This window comes from Cryptosporangium minutisporangium, assembly GCF_039536245.1.
Classification (GTDB): domain Bacteria; phylum Actinomycetota; class Actinomycetes; order Mycobacteriales; family Cryptosporangiaceae; genus Cryptosporangium; species Cryptosporangium minutisporangium.
The window spans coordinates 1-20244 of record NZ_BAAAYN010000094.1; the positions used below are offsets into that span (position 1 = coordinate 1).

A 20244-nucleotide genomic window follows, 5' to 3' on the forward strand; every position below is an offset into this window, starting at 1 on the left:
CCAGGTCAACTGGTCCTGACGCCGCCCCACGCAGACCCGAGACCGGCCTCCAAGCGCATGGAGGCCGGTTTCGCGTCTCGCCAGCAACGGGACACGGTGGCCAGCTGTGCGGCGGAGGCAGTCGTCGGGTGACGCCGCTGATGGTTGGCACGCTTCCCGTGTGGCCCGCCTGGTGGTTGTCGCGCATTCCGGGTGATCCGCACGGTGGTCGTCGTGCTTTCGGGATGCTGCGCGGGGGCTCGCCCGAGATCGGTGCCGCACCTGAAGAGCAACCGCGTTTTCGCTGGTAGAAGGGTGCGTCCCGCACGATGTGAGGGACGTATCCGGAGGGCACGGACGCCGACCGGAACCATCGCCAGGAGCGGCACGGATGCCGCTCCCCACACCCCGGGGACAAGACATGGACGTCGAGCTTCCGGCCCGCTGGGCCGACGAGCCATCACGGCTCGCCGCAGTGCGGTCGATGCGGGAATTCAGCACCTCGGTCGAGCCGGTGCTGGCCAACATCGTCCGGATCGCCGCCGAGGCGGTTCACGCCCCGATGGCGATGCTCACGCTGGTCGAGGCGGAGCGGGTACGTGCGGTGGTCCGCCACAACATCGGCGTCACCCAGCTGCCGCGGACCGCGTCGCCGTGCGCCCGGGTGGTCGGCGACCGAGCCCCGCTGCAGATCCCCGACCTCCGCGAAGATCCCCGTTACGCGGTCGGTCCGCTCACCGCCGCCGACACCGGCGCCCGCTCCTACACCGGCGTCCCGCTGCTCGACACCACCGGCAACGTCGTCGGGGCCCTCTCCGTGCTCGGCCACAAGCCCGGCGCGCTCGGACCCGAGCGCGCCCAACTGCTCGGCCTGCTGGCCGACCAGGCCACCGCGATACTGGCGCTCGGCGCTGCCGTCCACCGCTCGGCCGCCCACGCCGACGCGCTCGGCCGCTTCGGCAGTGATTTCATCTCGCTGATCACGCACGAGGTCCGGACGCCGGTCGCGGTGATCACCGGCAACCTCGAACTGCTCGACGAACTGGACGACGTCCCGCCGCAGTACCGCGAGCGAATGGTCTCCGCGATCCGACGCAACGCCGACCGGCTGGTCCGGCTGATCGACCACCTCCTGGTCACCGCCCGCGCCGGCGAGGCCCTTGCGGCGACCGTCCACCGGTCGCCGATCGACCTGGCCGGCGTCGTCGCGGACGCGGTACGGGCCGCCGAGGCCCGCGCCCGGCAGGCGGGCGTCGCGCTCGACCTGGGGCTGGAGCAGTCGCTCGCGGTCTCCGGCGACGGCACCATGCTTCGGAGCGCGGTCGACAACCTGCTCTCGAACTCGCTGCTGTTCACCCCGCAGGGCGGGCGGATCACGGTGCGGGTGTCGACCGGTACGACGCCTGGACCGGACGTGCGGCCCGCCGCGGTGCTGACGGTCAGCGACACCGGCGTCGGCATCCCGGCGGACGAACTGCCGCAGGTGTTCGAGCGGTTCTACCGCGGTGGGCACGCCCAGCGGGTCGAGGCGCCGGGCGCCGGGCTCGGCCTGGCGGTCACCCAGGCGATCGTGGCCGCGCACGACGGCCTCATCCAGCTCGACAGCACACCCGGACTGGGCACGACGGTCCGGCTGGTGCTGCCGCTCAACCAGGACGGTCGCCGCCCGGAGCCGACGGCCGCCTCCGTCGGGACGCCGGCTGCGCCCGGCCGAATCCTCGCCTGGAGTGTGTCCGGCTCCGGGTGACCAGCTCCCCGGCTCCGGTTGTCGTCCCACACCGGAGCCGGGTGAATCTTCCGGACGGCCGCCCCCCTCCCGGCGGCCGACCGGAATCCCACCGACGCGCGTGACCTGCCGCCCCCTCTGGGGAGGGACGGCCGGTCACGCGCGTCGCGGCGTGTGCCTGCCACAGGTCCGGCTCTGGGGAGAGACAGCCGGTCACGCGCGTCGCGGCGTGTGCCTGCCACAGGTCCGGCTCTGGGGAGAGACAGCCGGTCACGCGCGTCGCGGCGTGTGCCTGCCACAGGTCCGGCTCTGGGGAGAGACAGCCGGTCACGCGCGTCGCGCGTGTGGCACGCGCCGGCCGGCGCGTGTGCCACTTTGGAGTGCGGTGTTCACGCTGGGAGAACAGAGTGTTTCCCACGCAGTGGTACTCAAGCGTTCACGTACTCCCGGTGACTTCCCCCAACCGCCAGTCATCATCGCTGGTCGGAGCGGTACAACGCTCAATGGCACACCACTGAGATCCGTCCCGATTACGGTGATCCGGTGGCCAGCCGCCGCCGGATTAGGCACGCTGAGTGCGGGGCGCCGCGAGCCCCGCAGCTAGCCACCAGCACGCACGACGGGGCGCCGGCCGTCGCAGGAGGGGAAGCCGTGACGGTTTTTGACACAAGCAGACCTTCTGCTTCCCCCATGGCCAATCCGGCTCCGCTGCGCCCGAGAGAGCAGGTGCAGCGTCGGCTCTCCGGCAGCCCGCGCTGGGCACCGGCCGCGGCCGGCATCGTGGTCGGCGTCTCCCGCGGCGACGACCCGACCGGCGTCCTCACGTGGGCGGCCCGGGAGGCGCGGGCACTCCACGCCCCGCTGGTCGTCTGCCACGCCGGCAACGACGAGCGCGCCGACGCCGTCCTCGCCGAGGCCGGCGCGCTGGCCCGCCGTGCGATCCCGTCCGGGCACGTCCGGACGGTCCGCGGCGACGGGCGTCCGTTACCGGTGCTGGCCGCCGCCGCCGACCAGGCCGGCATCGTCGTGGTCGGCACCGCCGCCGGGGCCGGCTCCGGTACCCAACTCGTCGGCACGATCGCGGTCCGGCTCGCCACCGAGGGACGCTCGGCAGCCGTCGTCGCCCGTCCCCCGGCCAGCATCCAGCCCGGTCAGCCCCAGCAGGGCCCGTTCCCGGGGCACGTGGTCGTCGGTGTGGACGGCTCCCCCGCCTCGCGCGCCGCACTGGCGTACGCCTTCGCCCACGCCGCCGGCCACCGTCGTCCACTGGTCGCCGTCCACGTGACCACCGGCTCGGCCGCCGACTACTGGCTCGACGACAGCCTGCTCGACACCGTCATCACCGACGACCCTGCGGCGTCCGCACTGGTCGAAGAGGAGGTCGGCCCGTTCGCCGACCGGTATCGGGTGCGCGCGGCCTCGGCCGTCCACCGAGGTCGGCCGCTCGCCGTGCTCAGTCGCCTCTCCCGCGGCGCCGACCTGCTCGTCGTCGGGGTCAATGGACGCCCGGCAGGCGCGCGCTCCCGCCTCGGCTCCACCGCGCGGGGTGTCCTCCTCGATCCCCCGACCACGGTCGCCGCGGTCCGCGCGTAGGTCGCAGTCCCACTACGAAGCGTCGCTGTGACGAGACTCGCAGTCGATCTGAAACGATCAACCTGGCGGCCATGTTGCCGAAACACAGGGCATGCACGCTCGGATCATGGACAAGCACACGCTCCTCGACCAGGAACTGCTCGAGCAGCACTACATCACGCAGATCAACCACGCGATCGCCACCGGCCGGGAGGATCTCGTCTCGGACCTGGCCACCCAGCGGGACGTGGAGTTGGCGCGATCGACGCCGCTACGGGCGCTGCTCAAGCGGGCCGCCGGGCACCAACGCTGACCCTACGATCACCTTATCGGCCGGCCCTTTCGAGCACATCGGCTCACGGCACGACTCGTCCGAACCCCGACCTGTCTAGGCTTCCAGGACGGCAACACCGACCCCGAGCTCAGCGACGAGCCTCGGGGGCCGCGTCCGCCGAACCGTCCTTGGAGCCCGGAGCACCGCGTTGACCGACCGTCCGTCCGTCCTCACTACCGAGATCGCCGCCGAGCAGCGCCACGTCGACGAGGTCTACGCCCGGCTGGAGGTGGTCCGGTCCGGAACCACCGAGGTCGAAGCCGAGGGCCACCGACGGGCGCAACTCGGCAACGAGGGGGCGCTCTACGAGCGCGACGTCCTCGTCCACCAGGCCGCCCGAAGGCGCAAGGCACTCGACAGCGGATACGACGGCCTGGTGTTCGGCCGCCTCGATCTGCGCGGCGGCGAAGCGCGCCACATCGGTCGGCTCGGGGTGCTGGACGCCCGGTACGAGCCGCTCGTGGTCGACTGGCGAGCGCCGGCCGCCGCACCGTTCTACCGCGCCACCGCCGAGGACCCGCTGGACGTCGTCCGGCGTCGGGTGATCCACTCGTCCGGCACCCGGGTGGTCGGGCTCTCCGACGACCTGCTCGACCCGTCCGCCGCGCCCGAGGGCATGGCCGTCGTCGGCGAGGGTGCACTGATGGCGACGCTGGCCCGCGCCCGCGGCCGAGCCATGCGGGACATCGTGTCCACGATCCAGCGGGAGCAGGACGAGGCGATCCGGGCGCCCGCCGCCGGCACCACGATCATCGAGGGTGGCCCCGGCACCGGAAAGACCGCGGTCGCGCTGCACCGCGTCGCTTACCTGCTCTACTCCGATCGCAACCGGTACGCCGGGGGCGGCGTTCTGGTCGTCGGACCCTCGCCCACGTTCGTCCGCTACATCGACCAGGTCCTGCCCTCGCTCGGCGAGGAGGGCGTCGTGCTGCGGTCGCTGGGCACGATGCTCACCGGTATCCAGTCGACCCGCAGAGACAACGCGACGCTCGCCGCCGTCAAGGGCGCGCTGAGGATGCGCCGCGTGCTGTCCCGCCTGGTCTGGCTGCCGGCGCCGACGGCGCCGGACCGGTTCCGCACCGTCTACGGCGGCGAGGTCCTCCGGCTGGACGCCGCGGCACTCAACGCCGCCAGGAAGGCAGCCCGGCGGCGGGGTAGCACGCCGAACGGCTCCCGTGGGCAGGCCGTGAGGACGATGCTGGACGCGCTCTGGAACGTCTCGCGCAGCTGGTCCGAGCCGCCGGAGCACTGGGAGCGCGAGGCGTTCGACGCGGAGATCCGCGACCGCACCGAGTTCCGCCAGTTCCTCGCCGCCTGGTGGCCGGTGGTCGACGCCGAACAGGTGTTGCGCTGGGCCGCCGACCGGTCCCGGCTCGCCCGGAGCGCCGGCTCCGACCTCCGCCGCGACGAGGTACCGCCGCTCGCCGCCTCGTTCGCGCAGGACGGCTGGTCGGTGGCGGACATCGCGCTGCTCGACGAACTCCGCGCGCTGCTCGGCAAGCCACCGCGGCCACCGGCCCGGCGGCGGCGCCCGGAGGACTGGGAGATGCAGGAGATCCGGCTCTCCTCCGACCGGGCCGCGGGCCCGGCCCCGAAGGACGACGACGAGGACGACGAGTTCTCGCTGATCGTCGTGGACGAGGCGCAGGACCTCTCGCCGATGCAGTGGCGGATGCTCGGCCGCCGCGGCAAGTACGCGTCCTGGACGCTGGTCGGCGACCCTGCGCAGAGCGCCTGGGAGGACCCCGACGAGGCGACCACCGCGATGGACGCCGCCGTGGGCACGCGGGTACGGCGCCGGTACACACTGACCACCAACTACCGCAACTCGGCGGAGATCTTCGAGCTGGCCGCGTCGGTCCTGCGCCGCTGGGAGCCGGGGCTGGAGCTGCCGACCGCGGTACGCCGCACCGGCGCCGCACCCGAGGAGCGGGTGGTGCCCGCCGATCGGCTCCCCGACGCGATCCGGGCCGCCGTGGTGGAGTTGCTCGCGGACGTCGAGGGCACGGTCGGCGTGGTGACCACCGCGGACCAGCGGGACGAGGTCGCGGAGTGGCTCAGCAGCCTGGGCGAGGGGCGGCTGCAGGTCGTGGACAGCATCGAGGCCAAAGGTCTCGAGTACGACGGCGTCGTCGTGGCCCAGCCGGCCGGCATCATCGCCGAGTCCAGCGCCGGCCACCGGGTCCTGTACGTGTCGCTCAGCCGGGCGACGCATCGCCTGGTGGTGATCACGACGTCGGCCGACTGGGCCGAGCCGCCGACCGACCGCTCGTCTCCCGACCGCGAGGCCGAGCCGCTCTCCCTGTTCTGAGCCGGGTCCTCGGTCGGCCCGCACTGCGCGTCGGCCGAGGATCGTGCGTGACCGTCGGCACCCTAGGCTCGGCGACGTGTTGCACCTGCGACTGATCGTGCCGACGGACCGGATGCCTCCCGTGCTCGACCTGCTGGAGGGCGACGCGTCCGTCACGCACCTGGTCGTGCTCTCCGGCGCGGCCAGGGACCCGGTCGGCGACGTCGTGCTCTGCGACGTCGCCAGGGAAGGCGCGAGCGCGGTGCTCAGCGCGCTGCGCGGTCTGGGCATCGCCGAAGACGGATCGATCGCGGCCGAGACCATCGACATCTTGATGTCCGAAGCGGGGGATCGGGCCGAGCGGGAAGCCCCCGGGTTCAGCACCGACGCGGTGGTCTGGGAGGAGATCGAGCAGCGGGTCAACGACGAGACCCACCTGTCGGTCACCTACCTGGTGTTCCTGACCGTCGCCACGATCCTCGCGGCGATCGGCGTCCTGCTCGACCAGCCGATCCTGATCGTCGGCGCGATGGTGGTCGGGCCGGACTTCGGGCCGTTGGCCGCGCTCTGCGTCGGCGTGGTGCAGCGGGAGCGGCAGATGGCCGTACGTGCCGCGACCGCGCTGGTGGTCGGCTTCCCGGTGGCGATGGTCTTGACGCTCGGGGCGGTCTGGCTCCTCGCCGCCGCAGACCTCGTGGACAAGTCCATGCTGCTGACCGACCGCCCGATGACGGACTTCATCTGGCGCCCGGACGCGCTCTCCTGGGTCGTCGGGTTCCTCGCCGGCATCGCCGGGATCGTCTCGTTGACGTCGGCGAAGTCGGGCGCGCTGGTCGGCGTCCTGATCTCGGTGACGACGGTCCCGGCCGCCGCGAACGTGTCGGTCGCCGTGGCGTTCGACGTGTTCGACGAGGCATGGGGATCCACGGTCCAGCTGGTGGTGAACCTGGCTGCGATCGTCGTCGGCGGTGTCCTCACGCTCCTCGTCCAACGGCTGTACTGGGGGCGGAGAAAGCTGCAGTCGCCGCGCACGCCCCAGGCCCAGCGCGTCGCAGCGCGGGCCCGCCGGGCGAACCGACAGGGCCGGCAGGACCGACAGACCGACGGTTGAGGGCAGCCGTACGCCCGCCTCCGGGGAGCGGAGGCGGGCGTACGGATGCCTGAAGAGGAGCTTGCAGGGCCTAGGAGGCCCGGATCAGCCGGTCAGTCGCGCCAGCCACGGTGACCGCCGCACCAGTGGCGACGCTCGAACCGGTCGCAGTCCCACCGGTGGTGCCGGTGCCCGCGGCAGTCGTCCCGGTCCCAGCGGTCCCAGCGGTGGAAGCTCGCGCCGCGGCCGATGAAGCCGAAGTCGTCGTCGTCATCCTCGACGACGACGACCGGACGCACGACCGGACGCACGATCGGACGGACGACGACGTTGCCACCGGCGACGACGTTCGGACCGCCGGCGACCGGACGAACAGCGGGCGCCGCCGGAGCCGGAGCGGCCACCGGAGCAGCAGCCGGGGCCGCCGGGGCCGCGGCGGGCGCGGCGGGCGCCGGGTTGGCCGCCGGCGCGGTGTTGTCGTCGGGCTGCTGCGCCTGGCCGGCGGGCTGCTCCTCCTCGTTCGCGGCGTTGCCGTACGGCAGCGCGCCGACGGGCGTACCCGGGGTGGTGTCCGGCTCCTGCGCGTTGTTCGCAACGCCGCCGGACGGGGTGGCACCGGCCGGAATACCCGGGTCGGTGTCGTTGTCGTCCGCGTTCTTCGTGCCGCCCTTCACGACGCTACTCACGTCGCTGGCCGGGTTGACGATTGCCGCTTTCGCGGTCACCGGTCCGCTCTGGTGTTCCTGCGCCTGCGCGGCCGCCGCACCGGCCAGGACGATGCCCGCGGACACGGTTCCGACCTGCAGCGAACGACGAATCCAGATGTTCATCGAAATGGAGACCTCTCCTGAGGTACGAGTGAACTGAGTAAGAGTCCTGTCCCGGCTCGGGGCCGTGATCAGGGACGAGCGAACGTGTCGCGGAAGCAGGAAGCGGTCGCTTCGGCCGGCATCGCCGATAACGCCACCGGGTACGCAACCGGCCGACCCGACAGCGGTCGGAGAACCGTCCGGAGAACGATCCACTTCCCTACCCACAATGGACTGTGGCCGGGCGCTCGAGGCCTATTCAGGCGGCCGGGCGCAGCGCCCGGGCTGGGCGCACGAGGGAGGCCGAAGAATCCTCTTCAACGCCGGAACACCGCGGCGATCGTCGTCAGAGTGGGCGATCCGGCACTACCCCGCGGTGCGCGCAACGCACCGGTCCGGCAGTACACGAGCCCTCCACCACCCTCGAACGTGTCAACCCGCAGCATCCAACGGCCACGACACCGACGAACAGTCCCGACAGCACCGCTCGATGGAGGGAACTTTGGTGGCAGAACGGACTATTTGCAACCCCTACGCCTGGCGCGCCGGTCCAGTCACACAATTCACCGCCGCTCTCGGTGTTAGGCGAGAAGCGTTACGCGACCACTCTTGAATGATCCTCTGATCACGGCCAGTATTGGGGTGGTGGTGAGTATCACCCTGTTCGACTAGCAGCCCCACTATTAACCCCACCTGGTAGCAGCAGAGCGATATCCTGCAATCCGCAGCCGATCACGCTGACAGACCGGCCACAGCCCCCACATTTGCTCCGTGGCGGAACTCTTCCGACCATCGATTCGTTATGGATCGGTTATCGGTTCCGACCGATGGGAATCGCCCGGAACACACCAGGGTGGATGCGGGATTCGTTCCGCACGACTAGTAGGGTGTGGCCACCGATAGCACGACGAGGAGAACTTCTGTGGCGCGGAAAGTACAGGTCATGTTGGTCGACGACCTCGACGGCGGGACCGCCGAAGAGACCGTCTCCTTCGCGATCGACGGAACCTCTTACGAGATCGACCTGTCGGGCGACAATGCTGCCGCACTGCGGGAAACGATCGGCAAGTATGTGCAGGCGGCGCGCAAGGCGGGTCGCGGCGGAACCCGCACGAATCGTCGTCCGGCGGCGACCACACAACGATCCGGCCGCGAACAGAACCAGGCCATCCGGGAATGGGCCAAGAGTAAGGGCCTGCAGGTGAGTGATCGCGGGCGTATCCCGCAGGAAGTCATCGATCAGTACAACTCCGAGCACTGACCGTCATCATCGTTAACGCGACCGACGGGCGGTCGGACCCGATCGGTCCGTTTTCCTCGGCCAGGTCGGTCGAGAGTCGGCGTGTCGCCCGCCGGCCCCGCCCGTAGATCCGGGCCCGGCGGACGGCCACCGCCGTTCAGCTCATCAAGAGCGCCTGCGCCAGCGCCGCCCGGTGGTGCGGTAGCGGAAGCACCGCATCCGCGTCCACGTCCGCGAAGTCGCTGGGTTCGTAGATCGTCGAGATGACCAGTCGGCACGGCCGGCCGGCGAGTCCGGCTCGCAGTCGGTCGACCAGCGGTTGACCGTTCGCCGCAGGCACCAGCGTGTCGAGGATGACCGCATCGGGCGGATCGGCCTGCACGGCGTCGACCGCTTCGGCTTCGGTCCCCACCTGCTCCACGCACCACCCGGCCGCGCGCAACTGCAGCGTGAACAGCTCTGCGAGATCCGGCTGCTCGGTGAGGATGAGCACGCGCCGGGACGGGCCCGATCGACCCGTAGCGCCCCCGCCATCGGTCATGCCCTCAGCTTTCTGCGCCCGGGTGCCAACTCGGGTGCGCCGAAGTTGCGCGCTGGTAGCAGTCCGGGGCCGCTCCCCGAGCGGCGCCCGTAACGGCCGATCCTCGACCTCATCGGATCGGCCATCCACTCCTCGGCCGATTCGCTCACGCTGCTTCGGCCTGATTTCCGGCAGGTTAGCTACCGGCGAGTAGCGTTCCCTTACCCCGTTACGGACTGGCACGATGCCGCCCGGAAGGTAACTGCCCACCGGTCAGCGCCGACCGCGCGCACCTCGACGCGCCGGGCCGACTCGGCTGCTGCCGTGCGGTCCCGGAGCCGACGGTGAGGAGGCCGCCGAATGCTCACGGGTGCTCCACCGCTGATGCCTGGTCCGGGGAGGCCCGGCCCGTCGTGATGCCGCCTCCCGGGTGCACTGACCCCGACCGGTGGATGGACGCCCATCTGATCGCCGAAGCCCACCGGGCCGAGCGCGGGGTGTGCGCATGCGGTCGGCCGCTGCCCTGCATCGCCGCTCAGCGGGCCGACGAGATCATGGCCGAGACGATGCGGGCGGCCCACGCGGCGGAGGAGGCGGCCCGGACCGCCGCAGCGGCTGCCGAGGCCCAGCGCGCGGCCAGCCGCGCGATCACGCAAGAGCTACCGGTGCTCCGATTGCCTCCCGAGGAGGACGTCACGCCGGTCGGAGCGCGCTTCCGCAGGCCACGTCGGCTCGACGGCGAGCCGGTGGAGCAACCGGCCGCGACACCGATCGGCTTCGTGGTGCCGACGCCGGCGGCCTCGCCGCCGACCGGGGCGCGCTTCTACCGGGAGCGCAAACCCCCGCGCCACCGCGGCTGAGCTCAGGATCTCCGCGTACTTCTCTCAGTTTCTCCTCAGCTGGCCGACGCACTGTTGAATTGAATTCTTTCGACCGGTGTCTGCTCGGGTCGCTCGACGCCGGAGAAGGCCAGGGGTCGAAAAGAGTTCACTGGAAGCAGGCCCCCCGAGGAGGAACCGTGAACAGTTCTGGCGTCTCGAGCACCCGCCGAGCCGTGCGATGAGCGCCGTCGGCGCCCTGCTCGGGCTCGTCCTCTGGCTGTTCTGGCTGGTTCTGATCGCCCGCGTGATCCTCGACTGGTCGGTCGTACTCGCCGGACCGCCAGCCTGGGGAGGGGTCCGGGCCAAGGCCATCAACGTCGTCACCCGCATTACCGAGCCGGTGCTCGCTCCGGTCCGCAAGATCGTCCCGCCGCTGCGCGTCGGCGGCGTCTCGATCGACCTCGCGCTCATCCTGGTGTTCTTCGCCGTCGTGATCCTTCGCGGTCTCGTCGCCTACCTGTAGTTCTCCAGCTGAGGGGCGCGCAGGCAAGTGCCTGCGCGCCCCTCGGCGTCAGGTCGTCGCCGTCCTCACCAGAGGATGCCGGGCTGCGGGATCTCCGTGGCCGCGGCGAAGTACTCGTGCCAGCGCGCCGGCGTCTGCCGGAATCCGCGGCCGGTGGAGAGCGCGACGTAGATGTCCGCTCGACCGCCGCGGGTGAACGCCGCGACGTCGTCCCGGCCGTCGCCGTTGAAGTCACCGATTCCCGGCACCGCCCCGCCGGTCGCCCACGAGCCCAGCCAGGGTGCCGGCATTCGGCGGAAGGTCCGGCCGGTGGAGAGCGCCACGGTGACCTCCGCACCCTGTTCCGGTGAGGCTTCGGGGTCCCGGGCGAACGCCACCGCGTCCGCCCGGCCGTCGCCGTTCACGTCCCCGAGCCCGGGGAGCGCCCGGTCCTCCGCGAACCAGCCGCTCCACCACGCCGCCCGGCCGAAGGTACGCCCGGTGGACAGGGCGACCGCCACCGCCGCCGATTCGCCGCGGGTGAACGCCACGACGTCGTCGCGGCCGTCCCCGTTGACGTCGCCCACCGCCGGTACCGACGGCCCAGTGGCGAAGTGCCCGTGCCACGGCGTCGACGGTCGGAACGAGCGACCGGTGGACAGCGCCACCGACACCACGGCATCGCTGCCCCGCCGGAACGCCACGATGTCGTCGCGGCCGTCCCCGTTGACGTCGCCCACGGCCGGTATCTCGACGTTCGGCGCGAAGGACGTCGTCCATACCCGAGAGCGGCCGAACGAGCGACCGGTGGAGAGCGCCACGGTCACGGTCGGCTTGCCGCCCCGGGCGAACGCGGCGACGTCGCTCCGGCCGTCCCCGTCGAAATCACCGGCGAGCGGAGCCTGACTCCAGAACGCGAACGTGTCCGACCAGAGATCGCCGATGCCGTCGAACCGCGCGCCGGTGGAGCGCGCCACGTAGACGTCCCCACCCTCGCCGCGGGTGAACGCGGCCACGTCGTCCCGGCGATCGCCGTCGAAGTCCCCGGCCCGCCCGGCGAAGCCGTCGACCGCGGCCGACAGCGGCCGGTCCGCCGGTACCCCCGGCCGATCCGCCGGGTCCGGCGCCGGACCCACCACGTGAGCCGCGGCCATCGCCCCCAGAGCCACCACGGCTGTGAGTACCTGCACTGTTTCGTCCCCTCCGGTAACCCGCACCCCGTTCGCCCCTGAATAGCACCGGTCGACGGCTCAGCTCCGGCACCTCGCCGACCGACGTCCTGGCAACGAGGACGTCTGCCTGCGAAGGAGCACGGATGCGCACGTTCACCCGGCCACTCACCGCGTTAGCCGGCAGCGCGATCGCGCTCGCCGTCGCGATCACCGCGGTGGCTCCCGCCGCGACCGCCGCGGCCGCGACCCCGCCGACCGCGGCACCGCGGCTCGTCACCACGTCCCCGGCTCCGGTCGTGGGCGGTTACGTCCCGAGCAACAACGTCGTCACCGCGGCGTCCCGGCTCGGCAAGATCAAGTCCGACGCGACGTTGCCCGCCAGCGTCGACCTCCGCGCGGACGCGCCTCCGGTGGGCAACCAGGGCCGCGTCGGATCGTGTGTCGCCTGGTCGATCGGTTACTCGATCATGGGTTACTACGCGGACGTCGACGGCGGCACCGGCGCGCCCTACGCGCCGCTCTACCTGTACCTGCGCGCAGTCAAGAGTGCTCCGGGCCCGTCGACGGGCCTGGTGCCGGAGCACGCGCTCAACGAGGCCCAGAAGTACGGTGTGGACACTCAGTCCGACTACTTCCAGGGCACGGTCGACTATCGGGTCAGGCCGACCGCCGCCGAGATCGCGAACGCGGTCAACTACAAGATCAGCGGCTGGAAGACTCTCTGGTCGGGTGTGGGCAACCAGGGCGCAGTCGGTCAGCTCGCGATCGAGCGGGCGCTCGCCGCCGGTGACCCGGTCGCGATCGGCATGCCGGTGTTCCTCGACTTCCAGCTGCTGAAGGGCAGCGCCACCTACAACACGCTGACCGGCAGCAACCTCGGCCTCCACATGGTCGCCGCCTACGGCTACGACAGCGAGGGTCTCTGGATCCGCAACTCGTGGTCGACGTCGTGGGGCGCCAACGGTGACGCGAAGCTCTCCTGGGCCTTCGTCCGCAAGCTGGTCAACGCAGCCTTCACGGTGAACGGCATCACGACCGCGCCGAACCCGGTCGTTCCCGCACCCACCGTCGTCTCGCTCTCGGCCACCACCGGCTCCACGGTCGGCGGCGACACCGTCACGATCGCCGGCACCGGCCTGGACCGCGCGACCAGCGTGAAGTTCGGCAACACCTCGGCGACGTTCACCACCACGAAGTACGACGGCGCCACCCGCCTGGTCGCCACCGTTCCGGCCGGGCTCGCGGGCACCGTAGGCGTCACGGTGACGACGCCGAGCGGTGCCAGCACGGTCTCCAGCACGACGAAGTTCAAGTACGTCGCACCGCGGCCGACCGTCACCGCCCTGTCGGCGTCCTCCTCGGTGATCTTCGGCGGCAGCACGGTGACGCTGACCGGGACCGCGCTGACCGGGACGAAGAGCGTGAAGGTCGGCAGCGCCACCGCGAAGTTCACGGTCACCTCGGACACGTCGCTGACGTTCGTCGTGCCAAAGACCAGCCGGGCCGGTACCGGGCGCGTCGTGGTGACGACGGCCGGCGGCAGCAGCCTGCCCAGCGGCTCCGACGTGTTCACCCACGTCAATCCGCCGGCGCCGGTCGTGACCGCGCTCTCGGTGAAGTCCGGCAAGGCCACGCTCGTCACGCCGACCGTCGTCACCGGTACCGACCTGTTCGGGGCCACCGCGGTGACCGTCGACGGGAAGCGAGTGTCGTTCACCACGCTGTCCGGCACCCAGCTCCGGGTCCTGGTGCCGAAACACGCGGTCGGCACCGCGAACATCCAGGTGACGACGCCAGGCGGTAGCAGCGTCACCGGCCAGACCAGCACGTTCAGCTGGGTGGCGTAACCAGTTCGTCGGAGGGCCTCGGGTACCCCGGGGCCTTTCGGCATGCTCCTCGGGTGGGCACCATGTTCAGACATGGTGGGTACGCACGGCCTCGCCGGCGCCGGGCGCGACGCCGTCCGGCCCCGTGTGCTGGCGGCCTGGGACGCGTTCCTCGCCACCGCGGACGGCGCCGACCTGACCCGTCCCAGTGGCGCGCCCGGTCAGCGGGGCCACGACCTCTGCGTTCAGCTCGGGCTGTGGACCGAACACCGGGCGGTGCACGACCTGGTCACGTCCGCGCGCGGCGGCGGCCAGGGCTCACCACCGGACGTCCGGATCGTGCGGGACGCGGTCGTGGAGACGCACCGGGCGGCGGCGCGCGCCGAGGTCCTCGCGGCCCTCGGGCGTCGCCGGGACGCCGTCGCGATCTACTTCACCAACTTCGACGAGTCGCTCGACCTGGCGCCGACCGTGTCGTCGTTCGGGCGCATCCCCCTGCTCTCGGCTCTCGTCGGGGAGGCCTATCTCCTCGCGGTGACCGCGCTGGACCTGGTGCCGTGCGGTGCGCCGGCGCCGTCGCCCACGCTGCTCGGCGCCGGACTCGCGGGGCTGGCCGAGGTGACCGGTGCCCTAGCGGTCGACGCCGGCCTGACCGGCAGCGCCGCCTTCTGCACACCGGAGGGCAGCTGGGCGTTCACCGCCGATGAGGACGGCTGGACCGTGACCGACCTCGGGTCCCGGCGTCCGGGCGGCACGGTGCTGGAAGGAGTCGCAGCCGACCTGCTCGCCGCCGCGGCCGGCCGGGTGGACGCGGGCGCGTTGCTCAGGACGAGACGGCTCCGCGCCCAGCAGGTGTCCGGCCTGCTCCGGTTCGCGCCGCTGGCCGACCTGCCCTGGACGCCGGGCGCGCCGCTGCTGGTCCTCGCCGGTCGTTAGAGCCGGCCGCGACGCCGATCGTCCGAAGCGTGATCGTGCGGTACACGTCGCCGGTGAACAGTGTCGTGAAGTTGTCGAGCGTCCAGGCCCGGACGATCTGACCGGTGAAGTCGTTGACCGACCAGAGCGCCGCCACGAGCAGCGCGGCCAACGCGCGGCGGCGCTGCGGTCGGACGCGCGGAACGTGGAGGACGACTCGGGATTGGGAACCCGCATCGTCCGGTGCGGCGACTTCCCGATCGGCCTGCTGCTGGTCCCCTAGACAGGGGGCGTCCTCAGAGGCAGGCGTCCTCAGAGGCAGGGCGCGTCGGTGGGCCAGCGTTCGGCGAGCACCAGGTGCAGGTGGCCGACGTCGCCGAACTCCTCCAGCCCGACGTAGTCGTGCGCTACCCGGACGAAGCCCGGCGGCACCTCGATCGCGAGCGCGTCCCGGAGCTGGCGGCGCGCCTCGTCGGTGCTGCAGACCTGCTCGGCGCCTTCCAGCGCGGCGAACAGCTCGGCCTGCAGGCCGGACGGGGCCGGGTCGACGCGGACCCGGTTACCGGCACACTCCACGCGCATGCCGGCCGGAACCCGGTCCCGGTAGTACTCGAAGCAGGTGGTGAGCCGCTCGTTCTGCTCGACCGTGGGGGCATCGGCGCCGTAGAGCGGTGGTAACAACTCGAAGCGGAGGTCCGCCCAACCGACGCCGTGCCCGTCGAGCGGCACCTTCACGGTCTCGGTTCCGGTGGTCGGCTCCACGCCGAGCCGGTCACGGACGGTCGCGCGTGCGGTGACCAGATCGGCCGACGGCGCGAGCCGCTCACCGGTGGAGAGCACCGGCTCCCAGCCGTCGTCCGTGCGGCGGTAAGTGACCGCGATCTGCTCGTCCACAGCGTGATCATGCCCCAGGCTCACCGCAGCGGCTGGGTGAGCGCCGACAGGATCAGGATGCTCAAGCGGCGCGCCCGGTCCGGTGTGAAGCCGGCTTCCTCGGCCGCCTCCTCGACGATCTGACCGACCGTCGCGGTGCCGATGCTGCCCAGGTGCGGCAGCGTCGTGGCGGCACCGTGCGACAGCCGCTTGCTCGCCGCTCTCCGGTTCCGACGCCACCGGACGACGCCGTTGTGGTGCCGGGTTCCGACGTGCCCGAGGACGCCGGTCGCAGCGCAGGTGAGCATCGACAGGGCCAGCGGGGTGACGAGTTCGGCCTTCTCGCCGCCGAGTTGCAGAGCGAGCGGGTCGTCGCGCCTCGCGCCGGACAGCGCCCAGCGGACGATTCGCCGCTGGAGGATCTCGTCGGCGAAGAAGCGCTGCATGATGACGGGGAAGCGGGTCATCTCGGAGGGTGCCAGCTCGCGGACGATGCGCTCGGCGGCGCCGCCGACGGTGTTCGGCCCGAGCTCACGCAGCTCCGGCTCGTCGGGCTCTGGTACCTCGTCGTCCGCCGTGGCGTCGTCGGACGTGGCGTCGTCGGACGCGACCTCGTCGCCCGGTGCGTCGGTTGGGGCGGCGTGGACGGCGGCCTGGGCCTGGTCGAACTCGGCAGCGGCGGGCGCGAGCTCCGCCTCGTCCGGCTGGAGGTCGTCGAGCGCGACAGCGTCGACGACCGCGATCACCTCGACGAGGTCCTCGTCGGGCGCGGCGGCCGGGGTGCGGCCGGTGACGACCACACGGCTGGGAGCCGGCCGGGGCTCGGCTGTGGGCACGGCGCTCGGAGCCCTGCCCTGCGGTGGTACGGCTAGGTGCGGTGGGGCGTCGAACGGCTCGGCATGGCGGCTCCGGTGCGTGCGGTGAGCATCCGCCGGCTCGTCCCAGCGCCATTCGGGGGTCTCCCCCCGCCACACGACCTCACCCTCGATGACGGCGCCCGGCCGGGGCGGCGAGTACAGGTCGGGCCCGTCGAGGTACCCGCCGAACGGGTCGTGTGCCTCCCGCAGGGCGGCAGGTTCCCGGTACGGATTGAGCACGAACCGGGCCGTGGGCGTGTCGTCGTCCTCGTAGTCGAGCACCCCCCGGTACGGGTTGAGCACGAATTGAGCCGTCGGGGTCTCGTCCTCGGTGTCCGGGTCGAGCAGGAAGCGCGCGGTCGGTGCGTCGTCGTCCTCGAATGCAGCACTCCGATGGCGTCCCTCGCCAAACGGGCCGGTCATCGGGCGCCACCTCCCTAGTTACGCGCGAGATGACGCCTTATCGGCCTGTTCCGCGCTCGGATGAGGCCGATGAAGCGTCAATTTCGCAACATCACACCGTTCGGCGTCGCACCGCTCGTGGCGTCAGCGGTACGGGTGGTGGTTCTCCTTTACCGGGTGCCCCGGCTGCCCGTACCCCGGCTGGGCGGGGGGCGCTTGCCAGGTGGGCAGAGCCGCACCGTCCGAGCCGCCGACCGACCACCCCGACGTATCGGCGTCGATCCACTCCTCGGTACCGGGCGCCGGGGCCTTACGCGTCCCGGCCAGACGCTCGACCAGCTCCGGCCGCGACGACCGAACGACCTGCGCCCGCACCAAGCCACCCACGAACGCCAGCACGGCGAGGAGCGGCAGCAACCAGGTCAGCACCGACAACGGCTCGACCCCGAGCCGGGCGTCCGATTCCGCCACGGTCAGCACCAGCAGCGACGCGAGCGCGACCCCCGCGGTCAGCGCCGCGATCAGGACGCCCTCCCAGCCGAAGAAGCCGTCCGACTCCGAGTCGCTCCGCAGGAAGTACACCGCGATCGCGAAGAACACCACGACGAACATCAGCACCGAGCTCAGCGCGCCCAGGTGCGACATGATCAGGAAGACGTCCTGATACGGCTCGGCACCACCGACCGCGAACGCGAGCAGCACCACGATGCTCAGCCCGCTCATCGCCCACGAGCCGTGCAGCGGCACCCGACGCGGACCGTGCTCCTTCGCGAACCACGCCGGCAGCAGACCGTCCGCGGCGGTCACCTGGAGGTGACGTGCGGCGAGGCTGTGGAACGCGAGCGTCGCACCGATCGTGCTGATCGTCGTGATCAGGAAGAACGCGTTCGCGGCGCCGACCCCGAAGTTCGCCTCGATCGAGTCCGGAACCAGGAAGATCGGGTTGTCCTTGGCCTCGACGACGAAGTCTTCTCCGCCGGTCACCACGGTCACCAGCCAGGTGGACGTCACGTACAGCGCGACCAGGCCGAGGATGCCGAGGTAGGTGGCTTTCGATGCGACCCGGCGCCCGGCGTTCGACTCGTTCTGGAACACCCGCCCGGCCTCGACGCCGACGTAGGTCAGCGCGAGGAAGCCGACGGCCGCTCCGATCGATCCGCTGAACACCGACGTCGGATCGAGTGCCTCCGTCGTGACGCCTTCCGGGCCGGGCTTCGTCAACGCCGACAGATCGAACAGGAAGATGCCGGGGAGCTGGATGACCACGATCGCCGCGAGCACGATCGCGCGGACCCGGAAACTCGTCGTCCCCAGGAAGCCGATCAGTGCGACGACCGGCACCGCGATCATCCACCACTCCGCGCCGACCCCGGCCTCGTGCAGCGGCGCGATGATCTCCTCGCCGATCAGGCCGACGTTGGCGATCGTCATCGAGGTGTACGCGACCGCTCCGAGCGCCGCGACGCCGTACCCGACCGCCGCGCCGAGCCCCCGCCCGGCGAACGTGTAAAGCCCGTTGGCGTCCGGGATCTGCCGCGACGCCGCACTCCAGGCCGCGGCGGACACCAGCATGATCACGCCCAGCGCGCCGTAGAGCAGAGGTAAGCCGAGAACCCCCGAGGCCGCGCCGATGCTGCTGACGCCCCCGGACAGCAGCGTGATCGGAGCCGGAACAGCCACCACGACAGCGGCCAGCACCAGCATTTTCGCCAGTGAACGTGGGGGGTTGGGGGTCGTTACGGACACGGTCACGGACGTTATCAGCCGTCCAACTCGGTCATCGCAGTGCGCACAGGCCGCCCGAGGCATCGAACGGACAGTCCCGTCGGGAGCCCGGACGAGTAGCTCCTGCTCAGTGCGACTACCGTGTCCGCATGGACCGGCCCTTTGCGCAGACCACGTATCTACTGGTCGACGGCGAGAACATCGACGCCACGCTGGGCAGCAACATCTTCGGTGGCCGGCGGCCCAGCCCCCAGGAGCGTCCGCGCTGGGAGCGCGTGCGTGACTTCGCGAGCGAGACGTGGGACCGCCCGGTCAAGGCACTGTTCTTCCTCAACGCCAGCTCCGGCCAGCTGCCGCTGCCGTTCATCCAGGCGCTGCTGGCCCTGGACTACCAGCCGATCCCGCTGTCCGGCGGCGTCGGCGAGAAGGTCGTCGACATCGGTATCCAGCGGACGCTCGACGCGCTGGTGGACCGGCCCGGGGACGTCCTCCTCGCCAGTCACGACGGGGACTTCTTCGACCAGATCGAACGTCTGCTCGACGGAAACCGGCGGGTCGGGCTGCTCGGGTTCCGGGAGTTCGTCAACTCGCGCTTCGCCGAGCTGACCGCCCAGGGCCTGGAGATCTACGACCTCGAGGACGACGTCCGCTGCTTCAACGCGCGCCTGCCCCGCGTCCGGATCATCAACATCGACCGCTTCGACCCGCTGCCCTACCTCTGAGCACAACGGCGCCCTGCGCTTCGGCTCTCGACACGGATTCACGCCGAATCCGCCTCCACGTACGCCGTGGAGGCGGATTTCACGTCAATCCGCGCGCGGCAGCGCGGAACCCCGCGAGCGCGCGGCGGTTGAGTCGGAGATTGGACGACGCGCTGTCGCGCGCGGGAAACACCTGTCACTCTGCTGGCAACAACGGCGCGGTCGGTGCGGACCGGCGCCGCTGACGACAGCGGAGAGGACAGAGCTCGGTGGGCGATTTGGTCGGTGCGGCCTTCGGTTTCCCAGCGGTTCTGTTCACGTTCGCCTTGGCGGTAGTGGTCGGGTACTGGGCGCTGGTGATCGTGGGCGGTCTCGGCGTCGACGCGCTCGACTCCGACGGAGGTGCGGAGGCGTCCGATGGTGGTCTCCCCGGCGCGCTCAGCGCGATCGGTCTGGGCGGCGTCCCGGCGAGCGTCACGCTCTCGGTTTTGATCGCAGTGGCCTGGTTCGGCAGTTTCACGGGGAGCGCGGTGCTTCCCCAGGACAACGTCCTCAGTGACATCGGGGTGTTCGCCGCGGCGCTGGTCGTCGCGTGGTTCGCCGCCAAACTGCTCGTCCGCCCGTTACGCCGATTCTTTCCGGACGAAGTCGTGGCCTCTCGGTCCGATTTCCTCGGTCAGGTCTGTGTGATCCGCACCGGCCGGGTGGACGCGCAATTCGGCCAGGCCGAGGTGACCGCCGAAGACGGTTCCTCGGCGCTTGTGCAGGTACGCCAAACTGGCGAGTACGAACTCAGCGCCGGAACTACCGCGCTGATCTACGACTACGACGCGGACGGCGAATTCTTCTTCGTGATGCCGTTCAACGCTGCTCACCCACGGAGCTGATCG

18 protein-coding genes are annotated in these 20244 nt (G+C 71.3%); 12 read left to right on the top strand and 6 right to left on the bottom strand.

Features of this window, described 5'->3' with window-relative positions:
- Nucleotides 1-400: 400 nt before the first annotated feature.
- The 5 genes from ABEB28_RS41610 to ABEB28_RS41630 all read left to right on the top strand — a co-directional run bounded on the left by ABEB28_RS41610 (nt 401) and on the right by ABEB28_RS41630 (nt 7012).
- Nucleotides 401-1726 carry a sensor histidine kinase gene (locus ABEB28_RS41610; RefSeq protein WP_345733837.1) on the top strand — a complete coding sequence of 442 codons (1326 nt, stop codon included), beginning with the start codon at nt 401-403 and terminating at the stop codon, nt 1724-1726.
- Nucleotides 1727-2395: 669 nt separating this feature from the next.
- Nucleotides 2396-3298 carry a universal stress protein gene (locus ABEB28_RS41615; protein ID WP_345733838.1) on the top strand — a complete coding sequence of 301 codons (903 nt, stop codon included), beginning with the start codon at nt 2396-2398 and terminating at the stop codon, nt 3296-3298.
- Between the two features lie 106 nt (nt 3299-3404).
- Nucleotides 3405-3590, top strand: a complete 186-nt coding sequence (locus ABEB28_RS41620) for a hypothetical protein (RefSeq protein WP_345733839.1) — start codon at nt 3405-3407, stop codon at nt 3588-3590.
- A 169-nt stretch (nt 3591-3759) separates the two neighbouring features.
- Complete coding sequence (locus ABEB28_RS41625; protein ID WP_345733840.1) at nt 3760-5922, top strand: HelD family protein; 2163 nt, start codon at nt 3760-3762, stop codon at nt 5920-5922.
- Between the two features lie 76 nt (nt 5923-5998).
- On the top strand, nt 5999-7012 hold the full coding sequence (locus ABEB28_RS41630) for a DUF389 domain-containing protein (RefSeq protein ID WP_345733841.1): 1014 nt from the start codon (nt 5999-6001) through the stop codon (nt 7010-7012).
- A 92-nt stretch (nt 7013-7104) separates the two neighbouring features.
- On the opposite strand, the gene ABEB28_RS41635 is transcribed toward ABEB28_RS41630, so the two are convergent.
- Nucleotides 7105-7821: a hypothetical protein gene (locus ABEB28_RS41635; protein ID WP_345733842.1), complete on the bottom strand. Its 717-nt coding sequence runs from the start codon at nt 7819-7821 to the stop codon at nt 7105-7107.
- 901 nt (nt 7822-8722) lie between these two features.
- Between ABEB28_RS41635 and ABEB28_RS41640 the strand changes: the two genes are divergently transcribed.
- The gene (locus ABEB28_RS41640; protein WP_073265519.1) at nt 8723-9061 is read left to right on the top strand and encodes a histone-like nucleoid-structuring protein Lsr2; all 339 of its coding nucleotides are present in this window, start codon (nt 8723-8725) and stop codon (nt 9059-9061) included.
- A 136-nt stretch (nt 9062-9197) separates the two neighbouring features.
- On the opposite strand, the gene ABEB28_RS41645 is transcribed toward ABEB28_RS41640, so the two are convergent.
- Complete coding sequence (locus tag ABEB28_RS41645) at nt 9198-9581, bottom strand: response regulator (protein WP_345733843.1); 384 nt, start codon at nt 9579-9581, stop codon at nt 9198-9200.
- Nucleotides 9582-10012: 431 nt separating this feature from the next.
- Between ABEB28_RS41645 and ABEB28_RS41650 the strand changes: the two genes are divergently transcribed.
- Together ABEB28_RS41650 and ABEB28_RS41655 are read left to right on the top strand one after the other, a co-directional pair.
- On the top strand, nt 10013-10420 hold the full coding sequence (locus ABEB28_RS41650) for a hypothetical protein (protein ID WP_345733844.1): 408 nt from the start codon (nt 10013-10015) through the stop codon (nt 10418-10420).
- 199 nt (nt 10421-10619) lie between these two features.
- A complete protein-coding gene (locus ABEB28_RS41655) occupies nt 10620-10904 on the top strand; it encodes a YggT family protein (RefSeq protein ID WP_345733845.1) in 285 nt (94 codons plus the stop codon).
- A 65-nt stretch (nt 10905-10969) separates the two neighbouring features.
- Here ABEB28_RS41655 and ABEB28_RS41660 read toward each other — a convergent pair whose 3' ends face one another.
- Nucleotides 10970-12073: an FG-GAP repeat domain-containing protein gene (locus ABEB28_RS41660; protein WP_345733846.1), complete on the bottom strand. Its 1104-nt coding sequence runs from the start codon at nt 12071-12073 to the stop codon at nt 10970-10972.
- Between the two features lie 125 nt (nt 12074-12198).
- Between ABEB28_RS41660 and ABEB28_RS41665 the strand changes: the two genes are divergently transcribed.
- Both ABEB28_RS41665 and ABEB28_RS41670 read left to right on the top strand, forming a co-directional pair.
- Nucleotides 12199-13902 carry an IPT/TIG domain-containing protein gene (locus ABEB28_RS41665; protein ID WP_345733847.1) on the top strand — a complete coding sequence of 568 codons (1704 nt, stop codon included), beginning with the start codon at nt 12199-12201 and terminating at the stop codon, nt 13900-13902.
- Nucleotides 13903-13974: 72 nt separating this feature from the next.
- Entirely contained in the window at nt 13975-14817 is an 843-nt protein-coding gene (locus tag ABEB28_RS41670; RefSeq protein WP_345733848.1) for a hypothetical protein, read from the top strand.
- 291 nt (nt 14818-15108) lie between these two features.
- Here ABEB28_RS41670 and ABEB28_RS41680 read toward each other — a convergent pair whose 3' ends face one another.
- The 3 genes from ABEB28_RS41680 to ABEB28_RS41690 all read right to left on the bottom strand — a co-directional run bounded on the left by ABEB28_RS41680 (nt 15109) and on the right by ABEB28_RS41690 (nt 18674).
- Nucleotides 15109-15690: a hypothetical protein gene (locus ABEB28_RS41680; RefSeq protein WP_345733849.1), complete on the bottom strand. Its 582-nt coding sequence runs from the start codon at nt 15688-15690 to the stop codon at nt 15109-15111.
- 20 nt (nt 15691-15710) lie between these two features.
- On the bottom strand, nt 15711-16949 hold the full coding sequence (locus ABEB28_RS41685) for a hypothetical protein (RefSeq protein ID WP_345733850.1): 1239 nt from the start codon (nt 16947-16949) through the stop codon (nt 15711-15713).
- Between the two features lie 123 nt (nt 16950-17072).
- On the bottom strand, nt 17073-18674 hold the full coding sequence (locus tag ABEB28_RS41690; RefSeq protein ID WP_345733851.1) for an APC family permease: 1602 nt from the start codon (nt 18672-18674) through the stop codon (nt 17073-17075).
- 128 nt (nt 18675-18802) lie between these two features.
- On the opposite strand from ABEB28_RS41690, the gene ABEB28_RS41695 reads away from it, so the two are divergent.
- Together ABEB28_RS41695 and ABEB28_RS41700 are read left to right on the top strand one after the other, a co-directional pair.
- Nucleotides 18803-19375: an NYN domain-containing protein gene (locus ABEB28_RS41695; protein WP_345733852.1), complete on the top strand. Its 573-nt coding sequence runs from the start codon at nt 18803-18805 to the stop codon at nt 19373-19375.
- Between the two features lie 248 nt (nt 19376-19623).
- Nucleotides 19624-20241 carry a hypothetical protein gene (locus ABEB28_RS41700; RefSeq protein WP_345733853.1) on the top strand — a complete coding sequence of 206 codons (618 nt, stop codon included), beginning with the start codon at nt 19624-19626 and terminating at the stop codon, nt 20239-20241.
- The last annotated feature ends 3 nt before the right edge of the window (nt 20242-20244 follow it).

Coding starts and splice junctions, on each gene's coding strand:
- ABEB28_RS41610 (WP_345733837.1), top strand. CDS start 401: ATGGACGTCGAGCTTCCGGCCCGCTGGGCCGACGAGCCATCACGGCTC.
- ABEB28_RS41615 (WP_345733838.1), top strand. CDS start 2,396: ATGGCCAATCCGGCTCCGCTGCGCCCGAGAGAGCAGGTGCAGCGTCGG.
- ABEB28_RS41620 (WP_345733839.1), top strand. CDS start 3,405: ATGGACAAGCACACGCTCCTCGACCAGGAACTGCTCGAGCAGCACTAC.
- ABEB28_RS41635 (WP_345733842.1), bottom strand. CDS start 7,821: ATGAACATCTGGATTCGTCGTTCGCTGCAGGTCGGAACCGTGTCCGCG.
- ABEB28_RS41645 (WP_345733843.1), bottom strand. CDS start 9,581: ATGACCGATGGCGGGGGCGCTACGGGTCGATCGGGCCCGTCCCGGCGC.
- ABEB28_RS41650 (WP_345733844.1), top strand. CDS start 10,013: ATGGACGCCCATCTGATCGCCGAAGCCCACCGGGCCGAGCGCGGGGTG.
- ABEB28_RS41655 (WP_345733845.1), top strand. CDS start 10,620: ATGAGCGCCGTCGGCGCCCTGCTCGGGCTCGTCCTCTGGCTGTTCTGG.
- ABEB28_RS41665 (WP_345733847.1), top strand. CDS start 12,199: ATGCGCACGTTCACCCGGCCACTCACCGCGTTAGCCGGCAGCGCGATC.
- ABEB28_RS41670 (WP_345733848.1), top strand. CDS start 13,975: ATGGTGGGTACGCACGGCCTCGCCGGCGCCGGGCGCGACGCCGTCCGG.
- ABEB28_RS41685 (WP_345733850.1), bottom strand. CDS start 16,949: ATGACCGGCCCGTTTGGCGAGGGACGCCATCGGAGTGCTGCATTCGAG.
- ABEB28_RS41695 (WP_345733852.1), top strand. CDS start 18,803: ATGGACCGGCCCTTTGCGCAGACCACGTATCTACTGGTCGACGGCGAG.